Genomic DNA, 20,706 nt, shown 5'->3' with positions numbered 1-20,706 from the left:
GGCCCCCGGACCCCGGCCCCAATGTCTCTCGCGACCCCCAAAGTCGGCTTCGTCAGCCTCGGCTGCCCGAAGGCCCTTGTCGATTCCGAACGCATCCTCACCCAACTGCGCGTGGAGGGCTATGCGATCGTGCCCAGCTACGACGCGGCCGACGTGGTGGTGGTCAACACCTGCGGCTTCATCGATTCGGCGGTGGCCGAGTCGATGGAGGCGATCGGCGAGGCCATGGCCGAGAACGGCAAGGTCATCGTCACCGGCTGCCTGGGCAAGCGCTCGGAGCAGATCCGCGCGGCCTATCCGGACGTGCTGGCGGTGTCCGGTCCGCAGGACTACCAGAGCGTGATGGAAGCGGTGCATGCGGCGCTGCCGCCGCGTCACGATCCGTTCGTGGACCTGTTGCCGCGCGGTCGTGGCAGCAACGAGGACGACATCGGCGTCAAGCTGACCCCGCGCCACTACGCCTACCTGAAGATTTCCGAAGGCTGCAATCACCGCTGCAGCTTCTGCATCATTCCGTCGATGCGCGGCGACCTGGTGTCGCGTCCGGTCGACGAGGTGCTGCGCGAGGCCGAACGCCTGGTCAAGGGCGGGGTGCGCGAGTTGCTGGTGGTGTCGCAGGACACCTCGGCCTACGGCGTGGATCTGAAGTACGCCGAGCGCGAGTGGCGCGGCCGCGCCTACCAGACGCGGATGAAGGCGCTGTGCGAGGGTCTGTCGGAACTGGGCGCGTGGGCGCGCCTGCATTACGTGTATCCGTATCCGCACGTGAACGACGTGATCCCGCTGATGGCCGAGGGCAAGCTGCTGCCGTACCTGGACATCCCGTTCCAGCACGCCAGCCCGCGCATCCTCAAGCTGATGAAGCGGCCGGGCGCGGTGGAGCGCACCCTGGAGCGCGTGCAGCGCTGGCGCGCGCTGTGCCCGGAGATCACCCTGCGTTCGACCTTCATCGTCGGCTTTCCCGGCGAGACCGACGCCGAGTTCGAGCAGTTGCTGGAGTTCCTGGACGCCGCGCAGCTGGACCGCGTCGGTGCCTTCGCCTATTCGCCGGTGGAAGGCGCCAGCGCCAACGCGCTGCCGGATCCGGTGCCGGAGGAACTCAAGCAGGAGCGGCTGGCGCGCTTCATGGAGCGGCAGGCGGCGATTTCCGCCGCGCGACTGGAAGCCAAGATCGGCAGCGTGCAGGAGTGCCTGGTCGACCTGCTGGAGGACGGCATCGCGGTGGCGCGTTCCAAGGCCGATGCGCCGGAGATCGACGGCCTGGTGCATATCCAGAACGGCGGCGAACTCGGGTTGAAGCCGGGCGATCTGGTGCAGGTGGAGATCACCGACAGCGACGAGCACGACCTGTTCGGCGATGCGCTGCCGGCGCAGGCGTCGTCGGCAAAGCCGCTGGATCTGCGGGTGCTCTGACGCTGCAGTCGGCGGCATGCGTGGCGCCACGGCGCCGCGCGCTCACGGTGCGGCGTAGTCCACCGCCACCACCACGAAGCTGTGGCGGCCGCCGGGCAGCTGCGCTTCCACTTCGTCGTCGACGCGCTTCTTCAGCAGCGCCCGCGCCAGCGGCGAATCGATGCTGATCCAGCCGCGCGCCGCGTCGGTTTCGTCCGGACCGACGATGCGGTAGCGGCGCAGTTCGCCGCTGTCGGCATCCTCCAGTTCGATGTGCGCGCCGAAGAACACCGCCTGCGGGTCGGACGGCGCCTCGGCAACCACGCGCAGCGCTTCCAGACGCTTGCTCAGGTAGCGCACGCGGCGGTCGATCTCGCCCAGTTGCTTCTTGCGGTAGGTGTACTCGGCGTTCTCCGAACGGTCGCCCTCGGCCGCGGCCGCGGCCAGCGCCTTGACCACCTCGGGGCGGCGCACCCGCCACAGTTCCTCCAGCTCGGCCTTGAGCCGGGCATGGCCTTCCGGGGTGATCAGGGCGGTGCTTTTTTCGGCAGGGGGACGCCAGCGGCTCATCGGTGCGACTGCGGTGGAGCGGGGGTGGCGATGCTAGCGCGTGCCTGCGGCTTGCGCACCCGCGGGCGATGGCCGAAGCTGGCGCGGCCCCGCACATGGACGTTCTTCGATGTTGATCCTGCCGCTGCACAAGCCGCTGTCGCGGGAGAATTTCCCGCTGGTCACGCTGCTGCTGATCCTGCTCAACGTCGCGGTCTACGTCGGCTGGCAACGCCACGACGCGGCGCCGCTACGGCAGGCACTGCGCGTCTACTTGGACTCCGGACTTGGCGCGCTGGAAGCGCCGGCCTATGCGCGCTATCTGGAGCACAGCGGTCAGCGCGATGCGCTGGCACGGCTGCAGCAGGTGCCGGCGGCGGAGCGGCCGGCCTTCGTCGCCGCCGCCACCGTGCACGACGTGCGCTTCGTGCAGGCCATGCGCGACGGCACGGCGTTCGCGGATGCGGATGCGCAACAGGCCTGGGCGCCGTTGCGCGCGCGCTACGACACGCTGCTGCAGCGCGTGTTCACCCTGCGCCATGTGGAGCGCAGTTCCGAATGGGCGCCGGTACGCATGCTCACGTCGGCCTTCCTGCATGCCGACGCCCTGCACCTGGTCGGCAACATGTTGTTTCTGCTGGCGCTGGGCACCTTGCTGGAAGGCGCCATCGGCGGCTGGCGATTCCTGGCGGTGTACCTGCTCGGTGCGTTCGGCTCCAGCGCGGTGAGCTTGTGGTGGCGCTGGGGCGAGGCAGAGGCGGGCCTGGGCGCGTCCGGCGCCATCGCGGCGCTGATGGGCGCGTTCTGCGTGGTCTGGGGACGGCGGCCGGTGCGCTTCTTCTACTGGGTGGCGGTGCTGTTCGACTACGTGCGCGCGCCGGCGATCGCGCTGTTGCCGCTGTGGCTGGGCTGGGAGCTGTACAACCTGCTGTTCAACGACGATGCCGGCATCGGCTTCGACGCGCATGCCGGCGGCCTGGTGGTCGGCGCGCTGCTCGGTGCGGTGCTGGTGGCAACCGGACAGACGCGCGAGGCCTTTCTGCGCGACGATGGCGGGGCGCTGGCCGATGACCGCTGGGAGCGTGCGCAGGCGCATCTGGGCCGGCTGGAGCACGTCCAGGCCGGTGCATTGCTGGATGCGCTGGCCGTGGAAGCGCCGCGGCGCTTCGATGTGGCGCTGGCGCGCTACCGCCTGGCCGCCAATGCCGGCCAGGCCGCGACAGCGCGGGCACGGGCGCTGGAGCTGTTGCGCCTGTCGGCCGCATCACCCCAGGAGGCGCGGCAGCAGGCAGGAGTGCTGCACGCGGCCGGCGATCTGGATGCACCGATGCGTGCGGCGTTGTTCGCGCGCTGGATGGCGCTGGGGATGCTGGCCGAGGCCGAGACACTGCTGACGCAGGATGCGGTCTCGCCGCGCGAGCAGCAGGCGCAGGCCTGGTTCCGGCTCGCGCTGGGCCATGGCGAACGCCAGGCCACGGCGGAGTGGCGGCGCGTGCTGGAGGGGCTGATCGTGCGCTATCCGGACCTGCCGCAGGCGGACAAGGCGCGGTTCCTGCTCGCCAACGCCTGAGCGCGCTGCCTGGTGCGTGCGGGGCGCTTGCCGCGTCCCACTCCGCGCACCGCAGGACGCGCTAGACCGGCGCGATCGTCACCGCACGCAACGCCGCCTGCAGCTTGCCGCGCTGCACCTCGTCGTCGCAGCGGCTCAGCGCGTGTTCCAGCAGGCCGCGCGCCTGCGCGTCCTCGCCGAAGCGTTCTGCAAGCAGCAAGGCGGCCTGCAGCGACCAGGTGCTGTGTTCCGGTGCCTTCGGCCAGGCACGCAGCGCGGCCTGCAGGCCGTCGGCAGCGAGCCGGAACTGGCCCGCCAGCTGCGCGCGTTCGGCCAGCAGCGTGGCCTGTTCCGGCAGCAGCGGCACGAAGTCGGGATCGGCATCCAGCGCCTCGCGTTGCAGGGCCAGCGCGCGGCGTTCCTGTTTTTCCTGCAGCAGCCGGTGGATGTACTGGCGGGTGTGCTCGCGGCGTTCGTCCTGGCGCGCACTGCCGCGCAGCAGGCGCTGGTACAGCTCGTGCACGCCCTGGCTCACCGCGCGGGTGCGCACTTCGCTACGCAGGACCTGCAGCGCGTCGTCGGTGTGGCCGTCGCGTACCAGCTGTTCGGCCTCGTCGAGCACGCGCTGGTCCGGGTCGTGGCGGGTGAAGCCGCTCGCGGCGTCGGCGGCAGGTTCGTAGCCCAGCACGGCGTGATACTGGTAGACCAGATAGCCCATCAGGTGGAAGGCGGCGAACAGGCCCCAGATCGTCACCACGGTGACCGCCAGGTCGGCGACCAGCGGCGGCAGGGCGCGCTGCAGCCAGGCGGCGGCGCCCAGCGCGCTGGCCTGGATCACGAACAGCAGGCCGAACGCGGCCAGGTACGGCCAGCCGATGCGCAGCGCCAGGCCGATCGACACCGCCGGGTTCAGCGCGCGGCGCAGGCTGCCGTCCATCGCCAGGGAAATCAGGATGCCCGGCTGCAGCAGCACCACCGCCAGCAGCATCAGCAGGCCGCCGACCGGCCCGGTCAGCAGCAGCGCGGCGAACACCGCCACGCCGAGCAGGATCATCATCGCCAGCAGCCGCAGCACCACACCGTCGCCGATGTCGAAGCCGCGTTCCGGCGCGTCCAGGTAGCCGTCGGCGGTGTGCCGCAGGATCTCGAAGGCGTACTTGTAGATCGCCAGGGTGGTGACGATGCCGAGGATCCAGCCGATGCCGGGCAGCATGCCCAGCAGGCTGCACAGGGTCAGTGCGATCAGCGCGTACAGCGCGCCGCCGCGCAGCGGATACAGCGCGATGGCGCGGGTGCGCGCCCAGAACGGTTCGGGTGTGCTGCGGTGTGCGCGGCCTGCGCCCACGCGACGACGGTCTTCCATGACGCCCCCTGTCTACGAAGTGTGACGATTGTGCGGGTCGGCTGCGGCGCGCGCAATCGGGAGGCTGGCTGGGGGCGGTGGCGCGATGCAGACGGCGGCACCGAGGGAGTGTGGTCGACTGCGCAAAGCGCACCCCGTGCCGGCGCGCAGATGTGCGTGCTGGCTACACTGCCCGGTCGAACGGCGGCAGAGGTGTGGCGGGTGCTGCGCCTGCGGCCTGCCGTGTCCCTTGTCCCTTGGAGTTTCGCTTGGACCCTTCCTTCGTTTCCGGCAACCCGCGCGTGCGCGTCACCAACATCGAAGTGCTGTCGGACAACTGGTACGTGCTGCGCAAGGTCAGCTTCGATTTCCAGCGCCACGACGGCAGCTGGCAGGCGCTCACGCGCGAGGCCTACGACCGCGGCAACGGCGCGACCATCCTGCTGTACAGCCGCGCCAAGGGCACGGTGATGCTGACCCGCCAGTTCCGCCTGCCGACCCTGCTCAACGGCAATCCCGACGGCATGCTGATCGAGGCCTGCGCCGGCCTGCTCGATCGCCACGATCCGGAGACCTGCATCCGCAAGGAAACCGAAGAGGAAACCGGCTACCGGATCGAGAACGTGCGCAAGGTGTTCGAGGCGTTCATGAGCCCCGGCTCGGTGACCGAGCGGCTGTACTTCTTCGTGGGCGAGTATGTCGATCGCGACAAGGTCGGTGCCGGCGGTGGCGTGGCCGCCGAGGGCGAAGAGATCGAAGTGCTGGAGCTGGCGCTGGATGCCGCGCTGGCGATGATCGCCACCGGCGAGATCGCCGACGCCAAGACCATCATGCTGTTGCAGTACGCCAAGCTGCACGGCTTGCTCGCGTAGCGCGGGCGTTGCGGGATGGCGCGGATACCGTAGGAGCGGCTTCAGCCGCGACCGGCATTATCGGGAAAGCCCGGTCGCGGCTGAAGCCGCTCCGACGAGTGCGATGACCTACGCGCTGGCCGCGGCAAAGCGCGCTTTTGCAGATGCGCTGAAGCCGTTCTGACGGGATGCCCATGGCCTGGACCCCACGGCGCGCATATCACACGCGCCGCGCTCAGCGCTTGCCGCCGAAGATACTGCCGAAGATGCCGCGCACGATCTGCTGGCCGATGCGGTTGCCGATGGTGCGCGAGGTCTGCTTGGCCATCGCCTCCAGCATGCCCTGGCGGCGCTTGGTGCCGAACACGGCGTCCTTGACCGCCTGGCCGAAGCCGCTGTCCTGCGCTTCGTCCTGTTCGCGGGTGCGCGCCGGCGGCGCGGCGCTGTGGTCGGCGCTCTGCTCGACCCGGCGCGCCAGCAGTTCCGCCGCCGATTCGCGATTGACCGGCGTGTCGTAGCGCGTGCCGACCGGGCTGCCGGCGCGCACCTGCGCACGCTCGGCGTCGGTGATCGCGCCCATGCGGCAGCGCGGCGGGGCGATCAGGGTCTGCTGCACCGGTGCCGGCACGCCCTTGTCCTGCAGCGTGGACACCAGCGCCTCGCCGGTGCCGAGCTGGGAGATGGCCTTGGCCACGTCCAGCTTGGGATTGGCCACGAAGGTCTCGGCGGCGGTGCGCACCGCCTTCTGGTCGCGCGGCGTGTAGGCGCGCAGCGCGTGCTGCACGCGGTTGCCGAGCTGGCCGAGGATGCTGTCGGGCACGTCGTCCGGGAACTGCGAGCAGAAGTACACGCCCACGCCCTTGGAGCGGATCAGCCGCACCACCTGCTCGATGCGCTGCACCAGCGCCGGTGGCGCATCGTCGAACAGCAGGTGCGCCTCGTCGAACACGAACACCAGTTTCGGCTTGTCCAGGTCGCCCACTTCCGGCAGCCGCTCGAACAGTTCCGACAGCAGCCACAGCAGGAAGGTCGAATACAGGCGCGGCTTGAGCACCAGCTGCGCGGCGGCGAGGATGCCGATCACGCCACGACCGTCGTGGTCGACCCGCATCAGCTCGGCCAGGTCCAGCGCTGGCTCGCCGAAGAAGCCTTCGCCGCCGTCCTGGGCCAGGCGCAGCAGCGCACGCTGGATCGCGGCCACCGACTGCGCGCTGACCAGGCCGTATTCGGTGGAGATGTCCTTGCGCTCTTCCACCACCAGCGCCAGCAGCGCGCGCAGGTCGTCCAGGTCGAGCAGCAGCAGGCCGCGGTCGTCGGCAAGCTTGAACACGATGTCGAGCACGCCGGCCTGGGTGTCGTTGAGTTCCAGCACGCGCGCCAGCAGGGTGGGGCCCATCTCGCTGACGGTGGTGCGTACCGGATGGCCGAGCTTGCCGTACAAATCCCAGAACAGCACCGGGTTGGCGGCCGGGGCGTAGTCGGCCACGCCGATGTCCCGGGCGCGCTGCAGCACCTTCTCGCTGCCGTCGCCGGGCAGCGCCAGGCCGGCCACGTCGCCCTTGACGTCGGCCAGGAACACCGGCACGCCGATCCGCGAAAAACCTTCGGCCAGCGTCATCAGGGTCACGGTCTTGCCGGTGCCGGTGGCGCCGGCGACCAGGCCGTGGCGGTTGCCCAGGCGCGGTTGCAGCAGCACTGCGATGTCGTCGGTCACGCCTTTGCCTAGCAGGATCGGGTCCATATCGGGGTCCGCAATGAGATGCCCGGATTCTAGAACGTACGCGGCATGGCCGAACGCGTGCGCGCTCCTACAGGTGCGCTGCGCCGGCCTGCAACTGCCGGCACTCCCGGCCAACCGCGGTCTTTGCGAGGTTTGGTCGTTCGCGGGTGCGGCACCGGCATGGTGGACGACATCGGTGGCGCGGGAGCCGGCGCGCGCTCCTTGTGTTGCGGTGCGGGATGGCTGCCGGCGATGAACCCAGGCCCCGCCGTGGGCCGGACCCCGGCCGCGGCGACCTTGCCGCGATGCGACGGCGGGGGCTACCCTGCGGCCTTTCCGTCGCCGCGTCCCACCATGCCCCTTCCGTTCCGCTTCACCCACGCGTGGCCCGTCGCGGCTGCCGTGGCGCTGACCTGCACCGCTCCTGCCGCCCAAGCCCGCGTGTCCGCCCGCGACCAGGCCGCCATCGCCGTCCTCGACCAGCGCCTGGCCGCCGCCGAGAAGCGCTACAACGACGCCCTGGTGCTGGTCGGCAACAGCGACCCCAAGGGCACCCAGGAAAGCGACGCCGCGCTGGAGGACATCGAGGACGTGATCCAGGCCTGCATCAAGCAGCGCGGCTGCGAGGTGGGCACCTATCTGGGCGCGTACAAGCGCCTGCTGAAAGCCAAGGCCGACGCGCAGGGCCAGGCCAGCGACACCGATGCAGCCGACGACGACTCGGCGCCGCTGCAGGCCGACCCCGACCACATCAGCCCGCTCGCCGCCGACGTGCCGGAAGCCGCGCGCGCGGCGCGCCTGCTCAACGACAAGCGCCACGCCTTCGATTCGATGGTGGAGTACAACCCGGCGGTGCAGGCCGGCATCCGCCGCTGGCTCACCGACATGCGCCCGGCGCTGATGAGCAGCTACGAGAACTACCAGAACCTGCGCGCGATCATGTGGCCGGAATGGGAGAAGCGCGGCCTGCCGGAAGCGCTGCTGTTCGGCATCATCGCCAAGGAATCCAACGGCCGCGTGCACGCCAATTCGCGGGTGGGCGCTGCCGGGCTGATGCAGTTCATGCCGGCCACCGGGCGCCGCTTCGGCCTGGGCCCGGACGGTACCGGCTTCGACACCCGCTACGACGCGCGCAGCGCCGCCGAGGCCAGCGCGGTCTACATCAACGAGCGCATGGCCGAGCTCAATCGCAGCGTCGAACTGGCCCTGGCCGGCTACAACGGCGGCGAAGGCCGCGCCGCGCGCGTGTTCAACCAGATGCCCGGCCGCAGTTTCTGGGACGCGTCGGTGTACAACCAGTTCCCGGCCGAGACCAAGGACTACGTGCCGATGGTGATCGCCGCGGCGTGGATCTTCCTGCACCCGCAGCAGTACGGCGTGGCCTTCCCCAAGATCAACGCGCAGCCGGCCACGCTGCGCCTGGCCAAGTCCACCACCATCTACGAACTGACCATCTGCCTGGGCAGCGACGGCACCCGCGACGGCTACATGCGCGCGCTGCGCAACCTCAACCCGCGCTACGAGCCGGACGGCTGGATCCCGGCCGGGGTGACCATCAACGCCACCACCAAGATCGTCGGCCTGTACAACCGCTATTGCGTCAGCGGCCCGCGCGCCGACCTGGCCCGCGCGCTGATCACCGCCGACGTCACCTCCGCCGTGCGCAGCGGCAGCCCGGCGCCGGCCGCCGACCTCACCGGCAACGTGGCGGTGGGCGACGTCAGCCCGGTCGCCGGCGTGCCGACCACGGTGGCCACCGGTCGTCCCGCGCCGGCCAAGCCCAAGCAGAAGCAGGTGCGCAGCTACCGCGTGGCCAAGGGCGACACCCTGGGCCGGATTTCCGACCGCCACGACTGCGACCTGAAGGAACTGGCCAAGGCCAACGGCCTGCGCGCCCCGGGCTATGCGCTGAAGCCGGGCCAGTCGCTGAAGCTGGTGGGCTGCGAGAAGTAGGGCACTGTCGCTTCCTTCTCCCAGGGGGAGAAGGTGGCGCGCAGCGCCGGATGAGGGTGCGGTCGACCGCAGTGTTGGGCGTACGGCTTTTCGGTCATCCATTGCGAACAGACCGTCTGTCACCGTCCATGCGTCGGGACTGAAGTCCCTCCCGCAGTGGGGCTATCGCTGCACACCAGTTGCGAGACAAAAGCGCAATCCAGTCCCTTCTCCCCCCGGGAGAAGGTGGCGCGCAAGCGCCGGATGAGGGTACGGCTGCCGCAGTGTTGGGTGTGCGGCGTTCCTGTCGTCAACAAAAGGTTGGCGGCACCTCACCGTCCAGGCGTCGGGACTGAAGTCCCTCCCACAAAAACACGTCCCACAAAGGGCCGCAGCGCGGCCCTCTCACACCTCAGCGCACCAGCCGCGCCAGCGCCTGTCCCAGCCGCACCGGCGATTCCGCCTTCAGCGCCGGATCGAACGCGGCCACGCCGGGCGGCAGCAGCACGATCACCGTGGAGCCGTAGTTGAAGCGCGCCATTTCCTCGAACCGCTGCAGGGTGATGCCCTTGCCACGCCAGTCCTTACGGGTGATGCGGTCTGCATAGCGCGGGATCTCCACGCCGCTCCACACCGTTTCCACGCCGGACACCAGCAGCGCGCCGACCATCACCGAGACCATCGGGCCGAAGTCGGTGTCGAAATGGCAGACCAGGCGCTCGTTGCGCGCGAACAGGCGCGGCACGTTGCGCACCGCGTCGGTGCCGACGCTGAACAGCCGCCCCGGCACGTGCACGGTTTCGCGCAGGGTGCCGGTCCAGGGCATGTGCACGCGGTGGTAGTCGCGCGGCGACAGGTACACGGTGGCATACAGGCCATTGGCGAATGGCGCCGCCGCGGCGTCGTCGCCGAGCAGCTCGGCGGCGGTGAACGACTGCCCCTTGGCCTGGAAGATGCGCCCATCCTCGATCCGCCCGAGCTGGCTGATGCGGCCGTCGGCCGGCATCAGCAGCGCCTGCGGATCGGGATCGGCGACGCGCGCGCCCGGCTTCAACGCACGGGTGAAGAAGGCATTGAAGGTCGGATAGGCGCGCGCATCCGGTTGCGCGGCCTCGCTCAGGTCCACGCCGAAGCGGCGCACCACCGTGTCGATCAGCCACTGCTTGAGCCCGGGCCGCGACGAGTAGGCCAGGCGCCGCGCCAGCGAGGACAGCAGCCGGTGCGGCAGCACGTAGGTCAAACGGGTGGTCAGGCTCATGGGGCGGTGGCCTTGGTCAGGGCCTGCAGGTCGGCGGCGATCGCCGCGGCATCGAATGGCGGGCGGATCAGCCCGGCTTGTTGACCCTGCGGGTCGAGCACCGCGATCGCGGCGGAGTGGTCCATGCTGTAGTCGTTGGGGTTCTCGGCGTAATGCTTGCCGGGCACCTTCTGGAACACGAAGCCCAGCGCGGTGGCGAAGCGCTCCAGCTCGGGCACGTCGGCGGTGGCGGCGATGGTGTCCTTGTGGAAGGCGTGGGCGTACTCGCCCAGCCGCGGCAGGGTGTCGCGCTGCGGGTCGACCGAGACGAACAGCACGCGCGGGCGCAGCGTGTCCGGCAAGGTCTCCCATTGCTTCTGCGCGCGCGCCAGGTCGGCCAGGGTGGTCGGGCACACGTCCGGGCAGGCGGTGAAGCCCAGGAACACCAGGGTCCAGTGGCCCTTGAGCTCGCCCGGCACCAGCGGCGTGCCGTCGGTCTGGCGCAGGTGGAAGTCGGGCAGGGGCCGCGGCTGCGGGTACATGCGCACCGTGCGGGTCTCCGGCCAGGCCGGGGCGGCGCTGCCGCCGAAGTACTTCTGGGCCAGCAGCAGCCCCAGGCCGGCGGCCAGGGCAACCACCAGGACGATGCCGAAGGTGCGGTTGAACATACTGATTTCCCATGCAACGAACGCTCATCATAGCGGCCGGGCCTCTATAATCGGGGGCCGAATTGCCTTGCCTGTTGCCATGACTGCCGAAGCGGCCGCCGAACTCCACACGATCATCGACCTGATCCGCTACGGCACCAGCCGTTTCAACGCCGCCGGGCTGAGCTTCGGCCACAGCTACGACAACGCCCTGGACGAGGCCACGCAACTGGTGCTGCACGCGTTGCACCTGCCGCACGACCTCGGTCCGGCCTATGGCAGCGCGCGGGTCACCACGCCGGAGAAGGCGCAGGTGCTGGCGCTGTTCGAGCGCCGCATCGCCGAGCGCATCCCCGCCGCCTACCTGACCGGCGAGGCCTGGTTCGCCGGGCTCAGCTTCAAGAGCGATGCGCGCGCGCTGGTGCCGCGCTCGCCGATCGCCGAGCTGATCGAGGCCGGCTTCGAGCCGTGGCTGGCTGGCCGCCCGGTGGAGCGCGCGCTGGACCTGTGCACCGGCTCGGGCTGCATCGCCATCGCCATGGCCCACTACAACCCGAACTGGCAGGTGGACGCGGTCGACATCAGCGACGACGCGCTGAGCCTGGCTGCCGAGAACAAGGAACGGCTGCTGGCCGACAACGTCGAACTGGTCAAGTCCGACCTGTTCGCCGGGCTGGGCGGGCGCCGCTACGAGCTGATCGTGACCAATCCGCCCTACGTCACCCACGCCGAGACCGACGCGCTGCCGCCGGAATACGCGCACGAGCCGGAACTGGGCCTGCGCGCTGGCGACGACGGCCTGGACCTGGCGCTGAAGATCCTGCGCGACGCGCCGGCGCACCTGAGCGAGGATGGCCTGCTGATCTGCGAGGTCGGCGAGTCCGAACGCGCGCTGGCGCAGTTGCTGCCGGAGGTGGATTTCGCCTGGGTCGAGTTCAAGGTCGGGCAGATGGGCATCTTCGCGGTGGAGCGCAGCGAGCTGCTGACGCACCATGCGCGCATCGCCGCGCTGGCCGCGGACCGGTGACGCAAGCGACATGAGCGCGAACAGTTTCGGCAAGCTGCTGACCGTCACCACCTTCGGCGAATCGCACGGGCCGGCGATCGGCTGCGTGGTCGATGGCTGCCCCCCGGGGCTGGAACTGGACGCCAGCGAATTCGCCCACGACCTGCAGCGCCGCGCCACCGGCAAGAGCCGGCATACGTCGGCGCGGCGCGAAGCCGATGAGATCGAGATCCTGTCGGGGGTCTACGAGGGCCGCACCACCGGCACCCCGATCGGCCTGCTGATCCGCAACACCGATCAGCGCAGCAAGGACTACACCGACATCGCCCGGCAGTTCCGTCCGGGCCATGCCGACTACAGCTACTGGCAGAAGTACGGCATCCGCGATCCGCGCGGCGGCGGGCGCTCCTCCGCGCGTGAGACCACCATGCGCGTGGCCGCCGGCGTGATCGCCAAGAAGTGGCTGGCGCAGCGCTACGGCGTGCGCGTGCGCGGCTACCTGTCGCAGCTCGGGCCGCTGCTGCCGCAGGGCTTCGCCTGGGACGCGGTGGAGGACAACGCGTTCTTCTGGCCGCACGCGCCGCAGGTGCCGGAGCTGGAGGCGTACATGGATGCGCTGCGCAAGTCCGGCGATTCGATCGGCGCGCGCGTCACCGTGGTCGCCGACGGCGTGCCGGCGGGCTGGGGCGAGCCGATCTACGGCAAGCTCGACGGCGAACTGGCCGCGGCGATGATGAGCATCAACGCGGTCAAGGGCGTGGAGATCGGCGACGGCTTCGCCGCGGTGACCCAGAAGGGCACCGAGCACCGCGACCTGATCGCGCCGGACGGCTTCCAGTCCAACCACGCCGGCGGCGTGCTCGGCGGCATCGCCACCGGCCAGCCGGTCGTCGTCTCGGTGGCGTTCAAGCCCACTTCCAGCCTGCGCCTGCCCGGCGCCACGGTGGACGTGGACGGGCAGGCGGTGGACGTGATCACCACCGGCCGCCACGACCCCTGTGTCGGCATCCGCGCCACCCCGATCGCCGAGGCGATGATGGCGCTGGTGCTGATGGACCAGGCGCTGCGCCACCGCGCGCAATGCGGCGACGTCGGCACGGTGACACCGCGCATCCCCGGCGGTGGCGATGGCTGAGTCGCGGCCGCGGGTGTGGGTCAGCCAGCCGCTGTTCGACGATGTCGTCGCACGGCTGGGCGAGTATTGCGCGCTGACCACCACCGCGGACGTGACCAAGTATTCGCCGCAGGACCTGGCGCAGGCGCTGGCGCCGCTGGACGGCGCCCTGGTCACCCTCAACGAACGCATCGGCGCCGCCGAGATCGCCGGCGCGCCGCGGCTGCGCGCCATCGCCAACGTCGGCGTCGGCTACAACAATCTGGACCTGGACGCGCTCAGCGCGGCCGGCATCGTCGCCACCAACACCCCCGACGTGCTCACCGAGACGACCGCCGATCTCGGTTTCGCCCTGCTGATGGCCGCCGCGCGCCGCGTCGGCGAGGCCGAGCGCTGGCTGCGTGCGGGGCAGTGGCAGCAGTGGTCGTTCCAGACCATGCTCGGCGCCGATGTCCACGGCAGCACGCTCGGCATCCTCGGCATGGGCCGCATCGGCCAGGCCATCGCGCGCCGCGCCGCCGGCTTCTCGATGCGCGTGCTGTACCACAACCGCAGCCGCCTGCCGGCCGAGGTGGAGCGCGCGCATCGCGCCGAGTACGTCGGTTTCGACGACCTGCTGGCGCGCTCCGACCACCTGCTGCTGGTGTTGCCGTACAGCACGCAGTCGCACCACGTCGTCGATGCCGCGGCGCTGGCGAAGATGCGGCCGACCGCCACGTTGGTGAACATTGCCCGCGGCGGTCTGGTCGACGAGATCGCGCTGGCCGCCGCGCTGGCCAACGGCCGTCTGGCCGCGGCCGGGCTGGACGTGTTCGAAGGCGAGCCGGTGATCCGTCCGGAGCTGCTGGCGCTGCGCAACGTGGTGCTGACCCCGCACATCGGCAGCGCCAGCGTGGCCACGCGCCGCGCGATGGTGTCACTGGCGGTGGACAACCTGCTCGCCGCGCTGGGCATCGGCGCCGACGCCGGGCGCCCGCCCAACGCGCTGAACCTGGACGCGATCGCCGCGGCTGGCATCGGCGCGCGGGCGATTGCGGACAAAAAACGATAGGGAGCCTGCGGCGCCGCGCGCGACGCGCACGGCAGGTTCCCCGAATCCACGTGGCAGTGCGGCTGTTCCTCCCCTTCTTTTTCTGCGGATCGAATCTTCCATGAGCAATGCAACCCGTCGTTTCAACGTCGCCGTCGTCGGCGCCACCGGTGCCGTCGGCGAAACCATGCTGAGCATCCTCGCCGAGCGCGGTTTCCCCGTCGCCACGCTGTACCCGCTGGCCTCCGAGCGCTCGGCCGGCGGCCAGGTCGAGTTCAACGGCCAGAAGGTCACCGTGCTCGATCTGGCCACGTTCGACCCGACCGGCGTGGACATCGCGCTGTTTTCGGCCGGCGGCGGCATCTCCAAGGAATACGCGCCGAAGTTCGCCGCGGCCGGCGCGGTGGTGATCGACAACTCCTCGACCTTCCGCTACGACGACGACGTGCCGCTGGTGGTGTCGGAGGTCAATCCGCACGCGCTGAAGAACCGTCCGCGCGGCATCGTCGCCAACCCCAACTGCTCGACCATGCAGCTGATGCCGGTGCTGGCGCCGATCCACAAGGAGTACGGCATCGAGCGCATCAACGTGGCCACCTACCAGTCGGTGTCCGGCGCCGGCCGCTCGGGCATGGAGGAACTGGGCAAGCAGACCGCGCAGCTGCTGGCGTTCCAGGACATCGAGCCGCAGAAGTTCCAGGCGCAGATCGCTTTCAACCTGATCCCGCACATCGACGACTTCCAGCCCAACGGCTACACCAAGGAAGAGATGAAGCTGGTGTGGGAGACGCAGAAGATCCTCGAGGACAGCAGCATCCTGGTGAACCCGACCGCGGTGCGCGTGCCGGTGTTCTTCGGCCATTCCGAGGCGGTCAACATCGAGACCAAGCGCAAGATCACCGTCGAGCAGGCGCGCGCGCTGCTGGGTCAGGCGCCCGGCGTGGAAGTGGTCGACGAGCACAAGGCCGGCGGCTATCCGACCCCGGTGACCCATGCCTCCGGCAGGGACCCGGTGTTCGTCGGCCGCATCCGCGAGGACTTCTCGCACCCGCGCGGCCTCAACCTGTGGGTGGTGGCCGACAACATCCGCAAGGGCGCCGCGCTCAATGCGGTGCAGCTGGCCGAGCTGGTCGCCCAGGAGGGCTGAGGGGCCGGGATTTGGCAGTCGGGATTGGGGATTCGTAAAGCGCTGCGCAGCGCTGGCTGTTCCATGGCTGCGTAGCGCCCAATATCCCGGCAGACACGCAACGGCCAGTGGCGCATGCCCTGGCCGTTGTCGTGTCGGGCGTCCGCGTTGTGCTGCAAAGACGGGCTGCGATAGCGCATGCGGGCACGATGCTGACGGGTGCCCGGGTAGGAGCGGCTTCAGCCGCGACGAAGCATTCCCGGGAACGCCATCGCGGCTGAAGCCGCTCCTACGGGACAAGCGGCGTTGCAGTGCTTGTCGGTCCCTGATCCCGCAAGGGAAGAAGCTGCTTGCGTACCCCGCGCGAGCGCACTCCCCGCAATGCAGCACCCGCAACGAATCCCCAATCCCAAATCCCCAATCCCCGCTTCATATATATTGATGGACATGACTCCAAGGGGCAGGGGCGGGATGCGCCTACAACCACGTTTGTTCCGTCGCCGTCGCGGCGATGCGGTGTCCGCCGTGCGCGGGCTGCGCCACGTCTGTCGCGTGGCCGCGGCGCTGTTGCTGCTGGCATGCAGCCAGGCCGCGCTGGCCCTGGGCCTGGGCGATATCCGCGTGCTGTCCAAGCCGGGCGAGCCGTTCCTGGCCGAGATCCCGGTGATCTCCAACGAGCCGGGCGAACTGGAGCGGGCACGGGTGGCGCTGGCCTCGCCGGCGACCTTCGCGCGGGTCGGGCTGGAGCGCCCGCAGGGCCTGGTCAGCGATCTGCAGTTCCGTTTCACCCAGACCCGCAAGGGCCGCGCGGTGATCCAGGTCAGCAGCCGCATGCCGGTCGACGTGCCGTCGCTGAGCTTCCTGATCGAGGTCGATTGGGGCCAGGGGCGGCTGATCCGCGAGTACTCCGCGCTGATCGATGCGCCCAACACCGCCGCCGCGATCGATGCGCCGGCGATCGATGCGCCGGCCGCGGCGCAGCCGTCCGACCGGATTGCCCGCGAGGCGTCCACCGCGACGCCGGCGCCGGCCGCCGCCGCGACGTCGACGACGCCGAGCGCCAGGCCGGCCGCCACGCCGCGTCCTGCGCCGGCCCCCGCGGCTGCCCCTGGCGATGCGCTGGCGCCGGTGCGCGCCGGGCAGACGTTGTCGCAGATCGCCGGCCAGCTCGCGCGCGGCAACGGCCATTCGCTGGACCAGACCATGGTCGCGCTGCTGCGCGCCAATCCGGACGCCTTCATTCGCGGCAATCTCAACCTGCTCAAGCAGGGCGCGGTGCTGCGCACTCCGCGCGAGGAGGATCTGGCTAGCCTGGATGCCGCCGCCGCCGAGGCGGTGGTGCGCGAGCAGGCGGCGCAATGGCGCCAGGCGCGTGCGCCGGTGCCGCAGCCGGCACAGGCGCAGCAGGACGCGGCGACGGCGCAGACTGCGCCCAAGCCGGCCGCCGCGGCGCCGGCCGCTGCCGCCGGCGCACGCCTGGAAATCGCGCCGGCGGTGCCGGCGACGCGCCGCGAGGCGGGAACCAAGTCCGGCACCGGTGCCGGCGACGAAGGAGACATGGTGGCAGCCCAACAATTGCAGCAGGCGCGCGAAGACCTTGCGGCACGCGATGCCGAGGTCCAGGAACTGCGCTCGCGGGTGGAGCAGCTCGAAAAGCTCAAGGCCCAGCAGCAGCAACTGATCGCGCTGAAGGACAGCGACCTGGCCGCGGCGCAGAAGCGCCTGGCCCAGGCCGGGAAGGCGGCGCCGGCCGCGCCCGCGCAAGCGCCGGCCAATGACGGGTTCCCGCTTTGGCTGTGGGGCGGGCTGAGCCTGCTGGTGCTGGGCCTCGGTGCCTGGCTGCTGTCGCGCCGGCGCAAGCCCTCGCCGCTGCCGCCGCTGCCGCGCGACGACGACGCCGCGCTGGCCGCGAGCGCCGCGGTGCCGGTGGTCGCGCACCGCGACGTCGATGCGCCGGAACTGCCGCCGCTGGAGCCGGCCGAGCCGCTGGCCGAGGAGGCGCAGGCTGTCCGCGACGGGGAAGCGCTGGAAGAGTGGGAGCGCGCCGACCATGTTGCCGACGATCACGCGGATCACCACGATCACGCCGATCAGCACATCGCACTCGACGACGACGCCTTCGAGCGCGCACTGGCGCAGCAGACGCTGCGCCATGCGCCGGCCGACGCGTCGCTGTCCGCTGGCAATGACGATGTCCATCCCGTCGACGCGGCCGACTCCCATCCGCAGGCCGCACCGGTCGCCGAGCCGGCTGCCGAGGCGCCGTGGCGGCAGCCGTCGCCGGTGGTCGCAGTGCCGGGCGGCGACGCCCCTGCCGACACCGATGCCGGCGGCGGCCGGCAGGAGCCGACCTGGCACCAGCCTGCAGCACCGGCACCGGCATCGGCACCAGCCGAAGCGCCGTCGCCGTATCCGCCGGCGGGCCGCGAGCGCCTGGAACTGGCGGTGGCCTACATGGATCTGGGCGACAACGAAACCGCACGCACCTTGCTGACCGAGGTCGCGGCCAGCGGCGACCCGGCCGCGCGCGCCGAGGCGCTGCAATTGTTGGGGCGGCTGGACTGATGGCGGCAGGCGGCGCGCGGCGCGCTCGCCGCGGCCGTCCGGCCTGGATCGGGACGGCCCAGCGGCACCTTGCGCATCGGCGACGGGCGCGTGCCGAGCGCGCGCTCCTGGTCGGGCAGGAGCACTACCACGGCGGCGTTGCAGGTGCCCCGTGTTGGTCCCTGCGCGCGTCGGCCGCACCGCGCGCCGAGGGAGACGCCGCACTGCGACGGAGGTCCGCATGCGCTACGCACTAGGCGTGGAGTACGACGGCAGCGAGTTCCAGGGCTGGCAGCAGCTCGGCGAGAGCGGCGGCCCCAGCGTGCAGGCGACGCTGCAGGCGGCGCTGTCGTCGGTGGCCGACGCGCCGGTGAGCGTGGTCTGCGCCGGCCGCACCGATGCCGGCGTGCATGGCGAATGCCAGGTGGTGCATTTCGATTGCGATGCGCCGCGCCCGGCGCGCGGCTGGATGCTGGGCGCCACCGCGCGGCTGCCGCCCTCGGTGTGCGTGCGCTGGTGCGTGCCGGTGGCCGACGACTTCCATGCGCGCTTTTCCGCCCGCGCGCGCCGCTACCGCTATCGCCTGCTCAACCGCCAGGTACGCCCGGCGCTGTACCGGCAGACCCTGAGCTGGGAGCGGCGGCCGCTGCAGGCCGAGGCCATGCACGCGGCGGCGCAGGCGCTGCTGGGCGAGCAGGACTTCAGTGCCTTCCGCAGCGTGCAGTGCCAGGCCCTGCATGCGCGCCGCGAGCTGCAGTCGATCGCGGTGACCCGCAGCGGCGAGCTGGTCGAGATCCAGGTCCAGGCCAATGCATTCCTTCATCACATGGTGCGCAATATCGTTGGTTCCCTTGTCATGGTGGGAACGGGCGAAAAGCCGGCGTCCTGGATTGGCGAACTGCTCGCGGGACGCGACCGCCGCGTCGCTGGTCCGACGGCACCGCCGCAGGGCCTGGTGTTCGTCGGTCCCCTCTATCCCGCCCACTGGACGCTTCCGGACGAGGTCACGCTATGAATCGCACGCTGTATCGCACCCGCATCAAGTTCTGCGGCATGACCCGCGCCGGCGACATCCGCCTGGCAGGCGAGTTGGGCGTGGATTCGATCGGGTTCGTGTTCGCCCATGGCAGCCCGCGGCGGGTCGCGCCGGCCGAGGCGCGGGCCATGCGCCAGGCCGCCGCGCCGATGGTGGACGTGGTGGCGCTGTTCCGCGACAACCCCAAGGACGAGGTGCGTGAAGTCCTGCGCACGGTGCGTCCGACCCTGCTGCAGTTCCATGGCGACGAGGACGACGGCTTCTGCCGCAGCTTCAACCTGCCGTATCTGAAGGCGGTGCCGATGGGCGGCGGCGAGATCAATGCGCGCACCCTGCAGCTGCAGTTCCCCAACGCCGCCGGCTTCCTGTTCGACAGCCACGCCCCCGGCGAAAGCGGCGGCTCGGGCAAGACCTTCGACTGGTCGCGGCTGCCGACCGGCCTGCACCGGCCGTTCCTGCTCGCCGGCGGCATCAATGGCGACAACGTGTTCGACGCGATCATCGGCACCCTGCCGTGGGGCGTGGACGTGTCCAGCGGCATCGAAAGCCAGCCCGGGATCAAGGACGGCCACAAGATGCGCAAGTTCGTCGAGGAAGTGCGCCGCGCCGACTGCCACGAGTTGAACACCAACTGCTGAGCGCGATGCGGCGCCAGCGCCAGCGCCGGCGTCGCCTCGGTCAGCGCTGCAGTTCCTGCGTCAGCCACTGCGCCAGCGCGTCGACCCGCGGGTCCTGCGCCTCCCGCCGCGTACACAGGGCCCACTGCCCGCCGGTGTCGACGAAGCCCCACGGCGCCAGCAGGCGGCCGTTGGCCAGGTCGTCGGCGACCAGCGGCTGCGGCGCGATCGCCACGCCGATCCCGGCCAGCGCCGCCTCCAGCAGGTAGTACAGGTGCTCAAAGCCGGTGCCGTAGCGCAACTGCGCCGGCGCCAGGCCTTGCGCCTCGGCCCAGGCCGGCCAGGCCTGCGGGCGCGACACCGTATGCAGCAGCGGCAGCCCCTGCAGCGCCGCCGGTGCGGCCGCGGTCAGGGCCGATGCCTGCGGCAGGGCAGGGCTGAGTACCGGGCCGATCCGCTCCGGCGCCAGCACGCGCACCTGCCAGTCCACCGGCCACGGCGCCTGGCCCAGCAGCAGCGCCGCGTCCAGGCCGTCCAGGTCGGCGGCGAAGTCGCCCTCATGCGCGGACAGGTGCAGGGTCAGCGCCGGCAGGTCGCGCTGCAGCACCTGCAGCCGCGGGATCATCCAGCGGGCGAGGATGCTGCCGGGGCAGCCCAGCACCAGCGCGGCCGGGCGCGCCGGGCGGCGCAACTCCGCCACCGCGTCCTGCAACTGCGCGAAGGCGCTGCCGGCGGCCTCGCACAGGCGCGTACCGGCGGCGGTCGGGCGGATGCCGCGGCCGTCGCGCTGCAGCAGCGGCAGCCCCAGTTCCTGCTCCAGCAGCCGCACCTGGCGGCTGACCGCGCCATGGGTGACATGCAGTTCCGCCGCCGCGGCGCCGACGCTGCGCAGCCGCGCGGCGGCCTCGAACGCGCGCAGGGCGTTGAGCGAGGGCAGGCGGCGCATGCTGGTCATGTGAGTTTTCCTGACGGATCGCGTCAGACTTTATCGGTTTTTCTGTGGGAACGTGTGCG

General features: G+C 70.9%; 17 protein-coding genes. 11 read left to right on the top strand and 6 right to left on the bottom strand.

What is annotated here, in order from left to right:
• Window positions 1–21 precede the first annotated feature (21 nt).
• Entirely contained in the window at window positions 22–1,413 is a 1,392-nt protein-coding gene (gene rimO / locus AC1PMG_RS14560; protein ID WP_481109352.1) for a 30S ribosomal protein S12 methylthiotransferase RimO, read from the top strand.
• 42 nt (window positions 1,414–1,455) lie between these two features.
• On the opposite strand, the gene greB is transcribed toward rimO, so the two are convergent.
• Window positions 1,456–1,962: a transcription elongation factor GreB gene (gene greB, locus AC1PMG_RS14555; protein WP_017911327.1), complete on the bottom strand. Its 507-nt coding sequence runs from the start codon at window positions 1,960–1,962 to the stop codon at window positions 1,456–1,458.
• Window positions 1,963–2,071: 109 nt separating this feature from the next.
• Between greB and AC1PMG_RS14550 the strand changes: the two genes are divergently transcribed.
• The gene (locus tag AC1PMG_RS14550) at window positions 2,072–3,511 is read left to right on the top strand and encodes a rhomboid family intramembrane serine protease (RefSeq protein WP_481109351.1); all 1,440 of its coding nucleotides are present in this window, start codon (window positions 2,072–2,074) and stop codon (window positions 3,509–3,511) included.
• Window positions 3,512–3,572: 61 nt separating this feature from the next.
• On the opposite strand, the gene AC1PMG_RS14545 is transcribed toward AC1PMG_RS14550, so the two are convergent.
• Window positions 3,573–4,853, bottom strand: coding sequence for a hypothetical protein (locus tag AC1PMG_RS14545; RefSeq protein ID WP_481109350.1), 1,281 nt, complete (start codon window positions 4,851–4,853; stop codon window positions 3,573–3,575).
• A 248-nt stretch (window positions 4,854–5,101) separates the two neighbouring features.
• On the opposite strand from AC1PMG_RS14545, the gene nudK reads away from it, so the two are divergent.
• Window positions 5,102–5,704 carry a GDP-mannose pyrophosphatase NudK gene (gene nudK / locus AC1PMG_RS14540; RefSeq protein ID WP_481109349.1) on the top strand — a complete coding sequence of 201 codons (603 nt, stop codon included), beginning with the start codon at window positions 5,102–5,104 and terminating at the stop codon, window positions 5,702–5,704.
• Between the two features lie 214 nt (window positions 5,705–5,918).
• Here the strand turns inward: nudK and AC1PMG_RS14535 are convergent, their stop codons facing one another.
• Window positions 5,919–7,424 carry a helicase HerA-like domain-containing protein gene (locus AC1PMG_RS14535; RefSeq protein ID WP_481109348.1) on the bottom strand — a complete coding sequence of 502 codons (1,506 nt, stop codon included), beginning with the start codon at window positions 7,422–7,424 and terminating at the stop codon, window positions 5,919–5,921.
• A 333-nt stretch (window positions 7,425–7,757) separates the two neighbouring features.
• Between AC1PMG_RS14535 and AC1PMG_RS14530 the strand changes: the two genes are divergently transcribed.
• Window positions 7,758–9,356, top strand: coding sequence for a transglycosylase SLT domain-containing protein (locus AC1PMG_RS14530; RefSeq protein WP_481109347.1), 1,599 nt, complete (start codon window positions 7,758–7,760; stop codon window positions 9,354–9,356).
• 391 nt (window positions 9,357–9,747) lie between these two features.
• Here the strand turns inward: AC1PMG_RS14530 and asd are convergent, their stop codons facing one another.
• Entirely contained in the window at window positions 9,748–10,593 is an 846-nt protein-coding gene (asd, locus tag AC1PMG_RS14525; protein WP_481109346.1) for an archaetidylserine decarboxylase, read from the bottom strand.
• Window positions 10,590–11,240: an SCO family protein gene (locus AC1PMG_RS14520; protein ID WP_209031873.1), complete on the bottom strand. Its 651-nt coding sequence runs from the start codon at window positions 11,238–11,240 to the stop codon at window positions 10,590–10,592. The genes asd and AC1PMG_RS14520 overlap by 4 nt, the downstream gene beginning before the upstream one ends.
• Before the next feature lie 79 nt (window positions 11,241–11,319).
• On the opposite strand from AC1PMG_RS14520, the gene prmB reads away from it, so the two are divergent.
• The 7 genes from prmB to AC1PMG_RS14485 all read left to right on the top strand — a co-directional run bounded on the left by prmB (window position 11,320) and on the right by AC1PMG_RS14485 (window position 19,713).
• Window positions 11,320–12,246 carry a 50S ribosomal protein L3 N(5)-glutamine methyltransferase gene (gene prmB / locus AC1PMG_RS14515; RefSeq protein WP_481109345.1) on the top strand — a complete coding sequence of 309 codons (927 nt, stop codon included), beginning with the start codon at window positions 11,320–11,322 and terminating at the stop codon, window positions 12,244–12,246.
• Between the two features lie 10 nt (window positions 12,247–12,256).
• A complete protein-coding gene (gene aroC / locus AC1PMG_RS14510) occupies window positions 12,257–13,360 on the top strand; it encodes a chorismate synthase (RefSeq protein WP_342073821.1) in 1,104 nt (367 codons plus the stop codon).
• A complete protein-coding gene (locus tag AC1PMG_RS14505; protein WP_481109344.1) occupies window positions 13,353–14,390 on the top strand; it encodes a 2-hydroxyacid dehydrogenase in 1,038 nt (345 codons plus the stop codon). The genes aroC and AC1PMG_RS14505 overlap by 8 nt, the downstream gene beginning before the upstream one ends.
• 100 nt (window positions 14,391–14,490) lie before the next feature.
• Window positions 14,491–15,516 carry an aspartate-semialdehyde dehydrogenase gene (locus AC1PMG_RS14500; RefSeq protein ID WP_481109343.1) on the top strand — a complete coding sequence of 342 codons (1,026 nt, stop codon included), beginning with the start codon at window positions 14,491–14,493 and terminating at the stop codon, window positions 15,514–15,516.
• Between the two features lie 504 nt (window positions 15,517–16,020).
• Complete coding sequence (locus AC1PMG_RS14495; protein WP_481111676.1) at window positions 16,021–18,060, top strand: motility hub landmark protein FimV; 2,040 nt, start codon at window positions 16,021–16,023, stop codon at window positions 18,058–18,060.
• A gap of 220 nt (window positions 18,061–18,280) precedes the next feature.
• Entirely contained in the window at window positions 18,281–19,054 is a 774-nt protein-coding gene (gene truA / locus AC1PMG_RS14490) for a tRNA pseudouridine(38-40) synthase TruA (RefSeq protein ID WP_295908737.1), read from the top strand.
• Complete coding sequence (locus tag AC1PMG_RS14485; protein WP_019801754.1) at window positions 19,051–19,713, top strand: phosphoribosylanthranilate isomerase; 663 nt, start codon at window positions 19,051–19,053, stop codon at window positions 19,711–19,713. Before truA ends, AC1PMG_RS14485 begins: the two co-directional genes overlap by 4 nt.
• Window positions 19,714–19,753: 40 nt before the next feature.
• Here the strand turns inward: AC1PMG_RS14485 and AC1PMG_RS14480 are convergent, their stop codons facing one another.
• Window positions 19,754–20,647, bottom strand: coding sequence for a LysR family transcriptional regulator (locus AC1PMG_RS14480; protein WP_481109342.1), 894 nt, complete (start codon window positions 20,645–20,647; stop codon window positions 19,754–19,756).
• Between the last annotated feature and the right edge of the window lie 59 nt (window positions 20,648–20,706).

This window comes from Xanthomonas sp. NCPPB 2250, from assembly GCF_056725265.1.
Note: the sequence above shows the minus strand (reverse complement) of the source record. Positions and strands in the feature narration are given on the sequence as shown.

What these genes read in the sequence shown, in the direction of transcription:
- AC1PMG_RS14545 (WP_481109350.1), bottom strand. Translation starts at nt 4,853, where the DNA reads ATGGAAGACCGTCGTCGCGTGGGCGCAGGCCGCGCACACCGCAGCACA.
- AC1PMG_RS14485 (WP_019801754.1), top strand. Translation starts at nt 19,051, where the DNA reads ATGAATCGCACGCTGTATCGCACCCGCATCAAGTTCTGCGGCATGACC.
- AC1PMG_RS14500 (WP_481109343.1), top strand. Translation starts at nt 14,491, where the DNA reads ATGAGCAATGCAACCCGTCGTTTCAACGTCGCCGTCGTCGGCGCCACC.
- AC1PMG_RS14550 (WP_481109351.1), top strand. Translation starts at nt 2,072, where the DNA reads ATGTTGATCCTGCCGCTGCACAAGCCGCTGTCGCGGGAGAATTTCCCG.
- rimO (WP_481109352.1), top strand. Translation starts at nt 22, where the DNA reads ATGTCTCTCGCGACCCCCAAAGTCGGCTTCGTCAGCCTCGGCTGCCCG.
- AC1PMG_RS14505 (WP_481109344.1), top strand. Translation starts at nt 13,353, where the DNA reads ATGGCTGAGTCGCGGCCGCGGGTGTGGGTCAGCCAGCCGCTGTTCGAC.
- prmB (WP_481109345.1), top strand. Translation starts at nt 11,320, where the DNA reads ATGACTGCCGAAGCGGCCGCCGAACTCCACACGATCATCGACCTGATC.
- AC1PMG_RS14535 (WP_481109348.1), bottom strand. Translation starts at nt 7,424, where the DNA reads ATGGACCCGATCCTGCTAGGCAAAGGCGTGACCGACGACATCGCAGTG.
- AC1PMG_RS14480 (WP_481109342.1), bottom strand. Translation starts at nt 20,647, where the DNA reads ATGACCAGCATGCGCCGCCTGCCCTCGCTCAACGCCCTGCGCGCGTTC.
- AC1PMG_RS14530 (WP_481109347.1), top strand. Translation starts at nt 7,758, where the DNA reads ATGCCCCTTCCGTTCCGCTTCACCCACGCGTGGCCCGTCGCGGCTGCC.
- truA (WP_295908737.1), top strand. Translation starts at nt 18,281, where the DNA reads ATGCGCTACGCACTAGGCGTGGAGTACGACGGCAGCGAGTTCCAGGGC.
- asd (WP_481109346.1), bottom strand. Translation starts at nt 10,593, where the DNA reads ATGAGCCTGACCACCCGTTTGACCTACGTGCTGCCGCACCGGCTGCTG.
- aroC (WP_342073821.1), top strand. Translation starts at nt 12,257, where the DNA reads ATGAGCGCGAACAGTTTCGGCAAGCTGCTGACCGTCACCACCTTCGGC.
- AC1PMG_RS14520 (WP_209031873.1), bottom strand. Translation starts at nt 11,240, where the DNA reads ATGTTCAACCGCACCTTCGGCATCGTCCTGGTGGTTGCCCTGGCCGCC.
- greB (WP_017911327.1), bottom strand. Translation starts at nt 1,962, where the DNA reads ATGAGCCGCTGGCGTCCCCCTGCCGAAAAAAGCACCGCCCTGATCACC.